Raw genomic sequence first — 11,596 nt, forward strand, 5'->3', positions numbered from 1 at the left:
GCGTCAGGCGGGGCAGGGTGCTGCCGTTTGCGCCAGCCATGTGGCCAGCTGCGCCTGCGGCATGGGGCGGGCAAAGTAATAGCCTTGCAGCTCGTCGCAGCCAGCGTGGCGCAGCACCTCGGCATCGGCCGCGCTTTCCACGCCCTCGGCCGTCACGCTCAGGCCCAGGGTGTGACCGAGGCCGATGATGGCTTTCGTCACCGCCAGGTTCTGCGGCGACTTGTGGATGTTCTGCACGAAGCTCATGTCGATTTTCAGCTTGTCGAGCGGGAAGCGGCACAGGTAGTTCAGGCTCGAATAGCCGGTGCCGAAATCGTCGATCGACAGGGCAAAGCCCAGCGCCTTGATCGCCTGCAGGGTGGCGATGGTGTCGTCCACGTTCTCCATCAGGATCGATTCCGTCAGCTCGAATTCGATCAGGCCCGGCGCGATGGGGAAGTCGCGCAGCACCTCGCGCAGGGTGGCCACCAGACCGCCGTGTTTCAGCTGGATGGCCGACAGGTTGACCGACACGCCGATGTCGCCCGCGCCGGCTTCGCGCCAGGCCACGTGCTGGCGGCATGCTTCGCGGATGACCCAGGCGCCGATGGGCACGATCAGCCCCGATTCCTCGGCGGCGGGGATGAAGCTGTCCGGCGCGATCAGCCCCCGCTGCGGATGCTGCCAGCGGATCAGGCTTTCCACGCCATTCAGCCGGCCGCTGCGGGCATCGATGCGCGGCTGGTAGTACAGCACCAGTTCGTGGCGTTCGATGGCGTGGCGCAAATCGGTTTCCAGGTGCAGCTGCTGCAGCTGCTGCTCTTCCATCTGCGGCGTGAACATGCGCGCATGGTCGCGGCCCCCGCTCTTGGCCTGGTACATGGCCGCGTCGGCGTGGCGCATCAGGGTATCCATGTCGGTGCCGTGGTCCGGGTAGATGGCCACGCCCACGCTGCATGAAACGTACAATTCGCTGCCTTCCACCTGATGCGGTTCGCGCATGGCCGGGATCAGGCGCGCGTCGAGCAGGTCGGCGATGGCAGCGGCATCGCCGATGCCGTTGAGGATGACGACGAATTCGTCGCCACCCAGGCGGCTGACGGTGTCGCCCTCGCGCACCAGCTGCAGCAGGCGTGCCGACACCGATTGCAGCAGCGCGTCGCCCACGTGGTGGCCCAGCGCGTCGTTGACGTGCTTGAAGCGGTCCAGGTCGACGAACAGCACGCCCACCTTTTCGCCGCTGCGGCGCGCCTGCGCGATGGCGGCGGCCAGGCGCAGCTTCGACACATGGCGGTTCGCCAGGCCCGTGAGCGCATCGTGGTGGGCCATGTGCTCGATCTGCCGTTCGCTGGCCTTGCGTTCGCTGATGTCGAGCGAGCTGGCGATGAAGTGCGTGGTGACGCCGTCGAGGTCGCGCACGGCGTTCATCACCAGCCAGGCGGGATACGCTTCGAGCGACTTGCGCTGTATCCAGATCTCGCCCTGCCAGTAGCCGCGCCGCGCCAGGGTCTGGCGCAGGCTGTCGAGCTGTTCGTGACTGTTGTGCGGCGACAGCAGGAAGGCCGGGCGCTTGCCGATCAGCTCCACCATGTCGTACAGCGAATGGCGGCGGAAGGCCTGGTTGACGGTGATGATGCGCATGTCCGCATCCATCACGATCAGGCTTTCGGCCGACGCTTCGAAGACCTTGGCCCACAGTTCCAGGCGCGATTCCATCAGCTTGGTCTTGTTGATGGGCGTGAAGGTCGACAGCACGGCGCGCTGGCCCTGGTAGTCGATCAGGCGCGCGGAAATCAGGGCCCAGGTGGGCGTGCCGCCGCCGCTCCAGCAGACCTCGAATTCATCCACGGCGCCCAGGTCGCTCAGGCGCTGGAAGAAGCGCGAACGGGCGTGCGCGCTCATGCCGCCCACCCACGGGTCCAGCTCCAGGCCGCCCTGCCATGCGTGCGCCGCCTGGTTGGCGTGCAGCACGCGGTGGTGCGGGATGGACGTGACCATCAGCGGGATGGGAATGGCGTCGACCAGCTGGCGCTGCGCATCGGCCGCGCTGGCGCGCGCCACCAGGTCCTGCTGCTCCACGCGCTGGAAGTCGAGCTGCTGCAGCATGGTGTTGAAGGCGCTGACCAGGCGCCCCGTTTCATCCTCGCTGTCCCAGATGGCGCGCAGGCTATGGTCGCCCGTTGCGCGCACCTCCTGCGCTACGCGCGCCAGGCGCCGGATGGGCAGGGCGATCTGCCGCGCGACGAAAAACACTAGGCCCAGGATCATCACGAGCAGCAGCACGGCCGTGCCCAGGTGCAGCCACATGCGCGTGAAAAAGCCGTCCACGCGCAGCTGGATCAGGCGCTGCAACTCGCCTTCCGTCTCGCGCCAGGCACGCTGCAGGGCTGCGATGGCTGCCGCGTCGTGCCGCAGCAGTTCCTGCGTCCCGGCGGGGGCTGCTTGCGTGCCGGCCAGCGCCTGGGTGCTGGCGCGGAACTGCACCACGGCCTGCTGCAGCGTCGCGCGCGAGCCGTCCAGATGCTGGCGCAGCAGGGGCGTGCTGGCGGCAAATGCTTCCGTGTAGTCGCTGCGGATGCCGCCCATGGTGGCGTCCATGCGGCCTTCGAGGATCAGGAACTGGGTCTGCAGGCGCTGTCGCCGGACGCCTTCGGCCGTGGCCAGCTGCAACGCCAGGTCGCGCGTACTGTTGATCACTTCCAGCAGTTCGGGAAAGCGCAGGATGACCAGCGACATGGTGTAGTAGCTGTCCAGGTCGGGGTCGAGGATCAGGTTGGACTGGTTGCCCACGCGCGTGAGCAGTTCGCGCCCGGCGGCAAAGGCGGGCGAGGGGGCGATGCCGTCATGCGCCGTGGGCGAAGCGCCGACCTGGCGCAGCAGGGCGGAAAATTCCCCGCTCAATTCGGCGCTGCGCATGCCGGGGCCATACCGGCGCTCCGCCTGGTCGATGGCGGCTGCCGATGGGCCTGCATCGTCCGGTGCACGGGTAAGGGGCAGGAGCGCGTCGCGGATCACGGCGATGTAGGCGTTGCCCGCCATTTCCTTGCGCGAGAAGTCGATGGCGAGGTATTTTTCGTTGATGAGGATGCCGGAAATGAAGATGACGGCGGACAGGTCGAGCAAATAGATCAGCGCCAGTTTGCGCCCCACCGTCAATTTCCCGATCATGCGCGAGATTCTGCCCACCATGCGTGCCCCACCTTCCCGTCAGCCCAGTATGTTTTCTAATGAGCAATTTTCATGCCCGAATTTACAAGCTTGCAAGGAGGGTATGGGGTATTTCTGCACCATGCGGGTGCGCGGCGGCACATGGCGCGCGCCAACAAAAAGGGCGGCCCGCAGGCCGCCCTAGTGCGCAAGGCTACGACGCTCAGGCTTCGGCGACGCGCTTGGCGATGTGGGCCAGCGCTTCTTCCACCTGGTCGATCAGGATCAGGCACAGGTCGCCTTCGCCCAGGCGCGCCAGGGCCTTGTCGATGGCGACGAATTCGCCGTTGATTTCATCGATATGGCTGGTGCGCTTGGCGCCGTCGAGGCCCTGGCGCAGCAGTGCGACCACTTCGCCGTCGGCGCGGCCGCGCTGGCACTGGTCCTGGTACAGCAGCACGTCGTCGAAGGCGGCGCCGAGGATTTCTGTCTGCTGGCGGATGTCTTCGTCGCGGCGGTCGCCGGCGCCGCTGATGACCACCGAACGGCGCTTGGCCGGCATGCTTTCCACGGCCTGCACCAGCGCCAGGATGGCGTCCGGATTGTGGCCGTAGTCGGCGATCAGGGTGGCTCCACGATAATCGAAGACATTGAAGCGGCCCGGCGCATTGTCGGCTTCATTGGCGAAGGTTTTCAGGCCCAGCGCGATGGTCTTCCAGTCCAGGCCCACGGCCCAGGCGGCGGCCAGCGAGGCCATGACGTTGTCGACCTGGAAGCCGATGGCGCCATTGCGCGTGATCGGCACCTGCGACAGGGCGATCTCGTGGCGCTCCTTGCCCTGTGCCGCCACCAGCTTGCCGTCTTCGACGAAGACCACGCGGTTGCCCTGCGCACGGTGCGTGGCCATCACGGGGTGCGTCTTGTCGGCGGCGAAGAAGGTCACCGTGCCGTTGCAGTTCTTGGCCATGCGGGCGACGGCCGGGTCGGTGGCGTTCAGCACGGCCACGCCGCTGTCGGCCACGTTCTGCACGATCACGCGTTTCAGCACCGCCAGGTCTTCCACGGTGGTGATGTAGTTCAGGCCCAGGTGGTCGCCGGCGCCGATGTTGGTCACGACGGCAACCTGGCAGCGGTCGAAGGCCAGGCCTTCGCGCAGCATGCCGCCGCGCGCCGTCTCGAACACGGCCGCGTCGACGTCAGGGTGCAGCAGCACGTTGCGCGCGCTGCGCGGGCCGCTGCAGTCGCCGCTGTCGATCTGGCGGCCTTCGATGTAGACGCCGTCCGTGTTCGTCATGCCCGTGCGCAGGCCGGAAGCCGTCAGCAGGTGGGCGATCAGGCGCACGGTGGTGGTCTTGCCGTTGGTGCCGGTGACGGCAACGACGGGGATGCGGCCATCGTCACCTTCGGCGAACATGGCGGCGATGATGGCTTCGCCCACGGGGCGCGGCTTGCCGAACGACGGCGCCAGGTGCATGCGCAGGCCCGGCGCGGCATTCACTTCCACGATGCCGCCGTTCTGTTCTTCCAGCGGTTTCAAGACGCTGTCGGAGACCACGTCCACGCCGCAGATATCGAGGCCCACCATGTGCGCTGCGGCGACGGCGCGCGCCGCCACTTCCGGGTGCACGTCGACGGTGACGTCGGTGGCCGAACCGCCCGTCGACAGGTTGGCGTTATTGCGCAGGATGACGCGCTGGCCCACCGGCGGCACCGAGTCGGCCACGTAGCCCTGCTTGGCCAGGCTGGCCAGGGCGATGTCGTCGAAGCGGATCTTCGTCAGCGAGGTGGCGTGGCCGCTGCCGCGGCGCGGGTCCAGGTTGACCTGGTCGACCAGTTCGCGCACCGTGTGCTGGCCGTCGCCCACCACCTGCGGCGGGTCGCGGCGGGCCGCTGCCACCATCTTGTTGCCGATGACGAGCAGGCGGAAATCGTGGCCCGGCAGGTAGCGCTCGACGAGGATATCGTCGCGGAATTCCTGCGCCGCGATGAAGCCGGCCGTCAGCTGTTCGCGCGTGGTGATGTTGACGGTCACGCCCTTGCCCTGGTTGCCGTCCTTGGGTTTCACGACGACGGGCAGGCCGATCTCGCAGGCGGCTGCCCAGGCGTCGTCCGCGTCGACGACGACGCGGCCTTGCGGCACGGGCACGCCGGCCGAATCGAGCAGTTTTTTCGTCAGTTCCTTGTCCTGCGCGATGGCTTCGGCAATGGCGCTGGTGCCGTCCATTTCCGCGGCCTGGATCTTGCGCTGCTTGCTGCCCCAGCCGAACGTCACCAGGCTGCCTTCGGTCAGGCGGCGGAACGGGATGTTGCGCGCCACGGCGGCGTTGACGATGGCGCCCGTCGATGGACCCAGGCGCACGTCTTCATCGAGCTCCTGCAACTGGTGCAGGGCACCAGCCAGGTCGAACGGCGCGTCTTCCAGCGCGGCGCGGCACAGCTGCTGCGCCAGTTCCAGGGCCAGGCGGCCGACGGCTTCTTCCGAGTATTCGACGACGACCTGGAAGATGCCCGTTTCCAGGGTCGGCGTGGTGCGGCTGAAGGTGACGGGGCAGCCGGCTTGCGCCTGCAAGCCCAGCGCCGCCAGTTCCAGCACCTGCGCCATCGGCGCGGCGTTGTAGTTGCCCAGCGGTTGCAGCGGGCTCAGTTGCGGGAAGAGCGCGCGCAGGCGGGCTTCGAAGCCGGGCAGCTGGGCGATGTCGAGTTCCTGCGTGGTGCAGGAAACAATGGCTTCCACGGCGGTGTCGTGGCTCCAGAGGTTAGGGCCCCGCAGGGCCCGTACGCGAGATACTTCCATAATTAAACCGTAATCCTGTTGTGTTCTTGTGGGCCCGGCCGAAGCCGGGCTTTTACGTCAAATCAAACCGCAGCGAGCGGACGGGATGTGTGGCCGGGAAGCGGAGCTGTGCGGATGCACAGTGAGCATCGGAGGCCGCACATCGCGACGCGCAGTAGGTTTGGTTTGACGTCTCTGGTTTTCAGTTCCCGATGCAGCCGGGGGCCGCGTCGAAGGTGCGCAGGCCGGCGCAGATCAGGTCGACGGGCAGGTTCAGAGCCCAGGCGGCGGCGGCCACGGCCAGCACGCTGTCGACATTGCCGGCCGTGGCCGGTTTCAGCAAGTCCAGGCACAGCAAGACCGTTTCGATGCCGCCTTCGGCCAGCACGATGTGGTTGCCGCGCACGAAGGCGGCGCGCTGGCCTTTCGCCAGCTGTTCCGCGATGGCGGGCAGGCTGCCATCCTGGGCGTACAGGGTCACCGTGCCGTCGCACAGCTCGGCCAGTTCCAGCACTTGCGGGTGGGCCGCGTTCAGCACGGCCACGCCGCTCGGTACGACCACGTCGACCTGGCTGCGCACGACCTTGTACAGGCCGGCGTCGTCCAGCACGTCGAAATCCTTCACGCTATCGAGGCTGCCCATGTCCGTGACGATGCCGACCTGGCATTTGTCGTAGGCCAGGCCTTCGGCCAGGATCATGCGCGGATTGCTCTCGAACAGGGCCGTCTGCACGGTGCGGTTGAGCAGCAGGCGCTGGCCCGCGTCCCAGTTCACGCAGTCGCTGCTGACGACGCGGCGCTGGTCAAGGTACATGCCTTCGCTGCAGACGGCGCCCGTGTGCAGGCCGGACAGGTTCAGGAGTTTGCACAGCATGCGCACGATCAGGCTGGTGCCGCGCGTGCCCGTCACGCCGATCAGCGGGATGCGGCCCGTTTCTTCCTCCGTAAACAGGTGGTCGACGATGGCGGCACCGACAGGGCGGGGCTGGCCCACGCCCGGCTTGATGTGCGCCAGCAGGCCAGGGCTGGCATTGACTTCGATGATGGCGCCGCGCTGCTCTTCCAGCGGACGGGTAATGTCCTTCGTCACCAGGTCGATGCCGGCGATATCCAGGCCCACGACGCGGGCGGCCAGCAGGGCCGCGTGCACGACGGATGGGTGGACGTCGTCCGTCACGTCGATGGCCACGTTGCCGTTCGGCTGGATCAGCACTTTCTGGCCCGCCTGCGGCACGGACAGGGCGGTCATGCCCTGGCGCTGCAGTTCGAGGATGATCTCGCCCGATTCGTGCGGCTTGACGGTACCCAACGGGAAGTCTTCGCCTTCGCCGCGGCGCGGGTCGGTATTGATCTGCGTGTTCACCAGTTCCAGCACGCTGGAGGTGCCGTCGCCGTCGACCCACAGGGATTCGCCCTTGGCGGCCGCGATCAGCTTGTTGCCGACGACGAGCAGGCGGTGTTCGTCGCCCGTGATGAAGCTTTCCACCAGCACGGCCGAGCTGTCGCCCTTGCGCGCGGCCAGTTCGTAGGCTGCCTTCACGTCCGCTTCCGTCATCAGGTTCAGCGAGACGCCGCGGCCATGGTTGCCGTCATATGGCTTGACGACGACGGGCACGCCGATGTCCTGCGCTTCTTCCCAGGCCGCTTCGGCGCTGCGCACCAGGCTGCCCTCGGGCACGCGCACGCCGCAGGACTTGAGCAGGAATTTGGTGAGATCCTTGTCGCTGGCGATGCCTTCGGCGATGGCGCTGGTGCGGTCCGTTTCGGCCGTCCAGATACGGCGCTGCGCGGCGCCGTGGCCCAGCTGCACCAGGTTGCCTTCGTTCAGGCGCAGGGAAGGGATGCGGCGCTCGGTGGCGGCATCCACGATGCTGGCCGTGCTCGGACCCAGGCAGCGCGCGTCCACCATGTCGCGCAGCGGCGCCAGGGCCGCTTCCAGGTCGTAGGCTTCATCGTTGATGGCGGCCATCAGCAGTTCGCGCGCGGCGGCCAGGGCGGCGCGGCCCACGTGCTCTTCGCGCGTGCGGAAGGCCATCTTGTAGACGCCGCGCTGGCTGGTCGAGCGCGTCTGGCCGAAGCCCGTGCGCATGCCGGCCAGGTTTTGCAGCTCCAGCACCACGTGCTCGAGGATGTGGGCCGACCACGTGCCTTCGCGCAGGCGCTCGAAAAAGCCGCCCCGTTCGCCCACGCCGCAGCGGTGCTCGATCATGCCGGGCAGCCACGCCACCAGGCGCTCGTACAGGCCGGGCAGGGTGTTCGATGGGTAATCTTCCAGTTCGCCGATGTCGACCCAGGCTTCAATCACCGGGCGGTAAGTCCAGATGTTGGGGCCGCGCAAGTGGGTGACGCGGACGAATTCGATGTTCTTCTTCTTGATCATGTAAGTGGTTTCTTGATAACAAGCCAGGCGTCTGGGCGCCAGATACTTTATGTTGGCTTTACAGAGTCTTTTCAGGCTCGTGCTTGGTTCTTTATCCCGGGTATGCGCAGTGTGCCACTTTTAGCGGCCTCTTGTCGCGTTTGCTTCTCGTATTCTGCTGGTGTTGCCATTCTAATTGTTACTAAATGTTGCCATTCTTACTAAAAAAACACCATCTCCGTGGCTGGGGAGAGACATTTGCGTTACGGCTAGCTGTTGTATACTCCAGTCCTTGTGCCGCGTTGCAAAAGCGCCGCGCCTGCCTGGCACTTGCTGCGACTATCTGGCGTTTTTTTGCGCCGTTTTGCCATCCATTCCTTACCGGGATGCATCCATTCGATACAATACAGGAAATTGCCAGTGGTGCATCTGCCCCGCCATCGCGCAGTACACAAACCTTGATCGGGCACTTGCCCCATCCCCCAAATCCCGCCCTTTGAAGGGCTTGGCCTCGAGCCGGAGTATGCTTTACGATGACAACTGAACTGAGTGTTCCTGCAACAACTATCCCCCTCGCTTCCCTGCCGGCGACCGTGCCAGAAACCTGGCTGGCGGAAGTGGAAAAGAACCTTTCTCCAGGGGAGAACGTTTTAAGTAGCGTTGAGGTTGACCTCGATGCGCGATTACGTTTCACAAAAGGCATAATAGTTGTCACCGAGAAGCGTTTACTGGCCCGTTCGCCGGGCGAAAGCGCGTGGAAAAGCTGGTCTTTCCGTCCCGGACTGCGCCTCACGCACCACGACCACGCCGGCGTGGGCCACCTGGAATTGTTCGATGACCACGGCCGCCTGGCGTCGTGGCGCTTCACCCTGGGCCAGAACCTGCATGCCATCCGCGTGCTGGAACAATTCGTCGAACGCCTCGACAGCCACCTGACGGGCCAGCCCGTGCTGGAAGCGGAGCAGGAAGTGTGCCCCAGCTGCAAGGCGCCGCTGGAGCCCGAGCAGGAGGAGTGCCCGATCTGCGCCAAGGTGCTGCACACGCCACCATCGACGTGGACCCTGTTCCGCCTGTGGCGCTTCGCCCACCCCTACCGCGGCCAGCTGGCCCTGGGCTTCCTGCTGATGCTGCTCTCCACGGCCGCGCACATGATTCCCCCGTACCTGACGGCGCCGCTGATGGACAATGTGCTGATCCCGTATCAGAACGGCAAGCACATCGACCCATGGCTGGTGGTGTACTACATGAGCGGCTTGCTCGGCTCGGCCCTGCTGGCCTGGCTGCTGGGCTGGGGCAAGACCTATGTGCTGGCCCTCGTATCCGAGCGCATGGGCGCCGACCTGCGCTCGGCCACCTATGAACACCTGATGAAGCTGTCGCTGGAATTCTTTGGCGGCAAGCGCACGGGCGACCTGATGGCGCGCATCGGCAGCGGCAGCGACCGCATCTGCGTCTTCCTGTCGCTGCATCTGCTCGATTTCGCGTCCGACGTGCTGATGATCATCATGACGGGCGTCATTCTGTGGTCGATGAACCCGTGGCTGGCCATCATGACGCTGGCGCCGCTGCCCTTCATCGCCTGGATGATCCACCTGGTGCGCGACCGCCTGCGCACGGGCTTTGAAAAGATCGACCGCGTGTGGAGCGAAGTGACCAACGTGCTGGCCGATACCATCCCCGGCATCCGCGTGGTGAAGGCGTTTGCGCAGGAAAAACGCGAAGCGGCCCGCTTCCGCGACGCCAACGCGCACAACCTGGCCGTCAACGACAAATTGAACAAGGTCTGGTCGCTGTTCTCGCCCACCGTCTCCTTCCTGACGGAGATGGGTTTGCTGGTCATCTGGTGCTTCGGCATCTGGCAGCTGTCGCGCGGCGAAATCACCGTCGGCGTGCTGACCGCCTTCATCGCCTACAGCACGCGCTTCTATGGCCGCCTCGACTCGATGAGCCGCATCGTCTCCGTGACGCAGAAATCGGCTTCCGCCGCCAAGCGCATCTTCGACATCCTCGACCACGTGTCGAGCGTGCCGGAGCCGGCGCAGCCGGTGAAACTGGAGAAGGTCGAAGGCCGCATCGACCTGCGCGAAGTCGGTTTCCGCTACGGCAACCGGGCCGTCAACCGCGGCATCACCCTGAACATCAAGGCGGGCGAGATGATCGGCCTGGTGGGCCACAGCGGTTCGGGCAAGAGCACCCTGGTCAACCTGATCTGCCGCTTCTACGACGTGTCGGAAGGGGCGATTTTGCTCGATGGCGTCGACATCCGCTCGTTTGCCGTTTCCGACTACCGCCGCAACATCGGCCTGGTGCTGCAGGAGCCGTTCCTGTTCTTCGGCACCATCGCGGAAAATATCGCCTACGGCAAGCCGCACGCGACGCGCCAGGAAGTCATCGCCGCTGCGCGCGCCGCGCATGCGCACGAATTCATCCTGCGCCTGCCGCAAGGCTACGATTCGATGGTGGGCGAGCGTGGCCAGGGCCTGTCCGGCGGCGAACGCCAGCGCATCTCCATCGCCCGCGCCCTGCTGATCGACCCGCGCATCCTGATCATGGATGAAGCGACGTCGTCGGTGGACTCGGAAACGGAGAAGGAAATCCAGAAGGCGCTGGACAACCTGGTGCAGGGCCGCACGACGATCGCCATCGCGCACAGGCTGTCGACGCTGCACCGCGCCGACCGCCTGGTGGTGCTGGACCGCGGCCAGGTCGTCGAAGTGGGCAGCCACGATGAACTGATGGCGAAAGAGGGCGCCTATTTCCGCCTCTACGAAGCACAGGCGCGCAACAACGAACTCGCCCTGGATGACAAGGAATAAGCATGGCCAGCACAACTTTTACTTTACATCGCGACCCCTTTGGCAAGCTGGTGATGACGGACGCGGACGGCCAGGTGTTTGAAGGCGTGGCGCCCGTGCGCGCCTTTCCCATCCAGTCGCCCGACGAAGGCATTTCGCTGGTGCTGGGCAATGGCAAGGAAGTGGCGTGGATCGACCACGTCGATGCCTTGCCCGAGCCGGCGCGCAGCCTGCTGCAGGAAGAGCTGGAAGGGCGCGAATTCATGCCGGAGATCGCGCGCGTGAAAAGCGTCAGCAGTTTCGCCACGCCGTGCACCTGGTACGTCGACACGGATCGGGGCGAGACGCAGTTCGTGCTGAAGGGCGAGGAAGACATCCGCCGCATCGGCGCCACGTCGCTCCTGATCGCTGACAACCACGGCATCCACTTCCTGATCCGCGACATGTTTAATATCGACAAGACGACACGCAAGATTTTGGATCGCTTCCTGTAACCTCGACACGGGGTATCTGCGCAAAAGCACCAATGGCCATATGGCCATT

Annotated in this window: 5 protein-coding genes; 2 read left to right on the top strand and 3 right to left on the bottom strand. The window is 65.6% G+C overall.

Translation table 11 applies throughout. The features are described 5' to 3' along the window. Positions 1-3 precede the first annotated feature (3 nt). From EBS11_RS15680 to cphA (EBS11_RS15690), 3 genes are all read right to left on the bottom strand, one after another. A complete protein-coding gene (locus tag EBS11_RS15680) occupies positions 4-3,147 on the bottom strand; it encodes an EAL domain-containing protein (protein WP_290604155.1) in 3,144 nt (1,047 codons plus the stop codon). A 202-nt stretch (positions 3,148-3,349) separates the two neighbouring features. Beyond that, positions 3,350-5,920 (bottom strand): cyanophycin synthetase, encoded by a 2,571-nt coding sequence (cphA, locus tag EBS11_RS15685; RefSeq protein ID WP_290604157.1) that lies wholly within the window; start codon positions 5,918-5,920, stop codon positions 3,350-3,352. 181 nt (positions 5,921-6,101) lie between these two features. Beyond that, positions 6,102-8,279, bottom strand: a complete 2,178-nt coding sequence (cphA, locus tag EBS11_RS15690) for a cyanophycin synthetase (protein WP_290604159.1) — start codon at positions 8,277-8,279, stop codon at positions 6,102-6,104. Positions 8,280-8,791: 512 nt separating this feature from the next. On the opposite strand from cphA (EBS11_RS15690), the gene EBS11_RS15695 reads away from it, so the two are divergent. After that, complete coding sequence (locus EBS11_RS15695; RefSeq protein ID WP_290604161.1) at positions 8,792-11,074, top strand: ABC transporter ATP-binding protein; 2,283 nt, start codon at positions 8,792-8,794, stop codon at positions 11,072-11,074. A 2-nt stretch (positions 11,075-11,076) separates the two neighbouring features. Further along, on the top strand, positions 11,077-11,547 hold the full coding sequence (locus tag EBS11_RS15700; protein ID WP_131371054.1) for a DUF1854 domain-containing protein: 471 nt from the start codon (positions 11,077-11,079) through the stop codon (positions 11,545-11,547). Positions 11,548-11,596 lie beyond the last annotated feature (49 nt).

The organism is Janthinobacterium sp., assembly GCF_009923995.1.
In the GTDB taxonomy this organism is placed as follows: Bacteria; Pseudomonadota; Gammaproteobacteria; order Burkholderiales; family Burkholderiaceae_D; genus Janthinobacterium.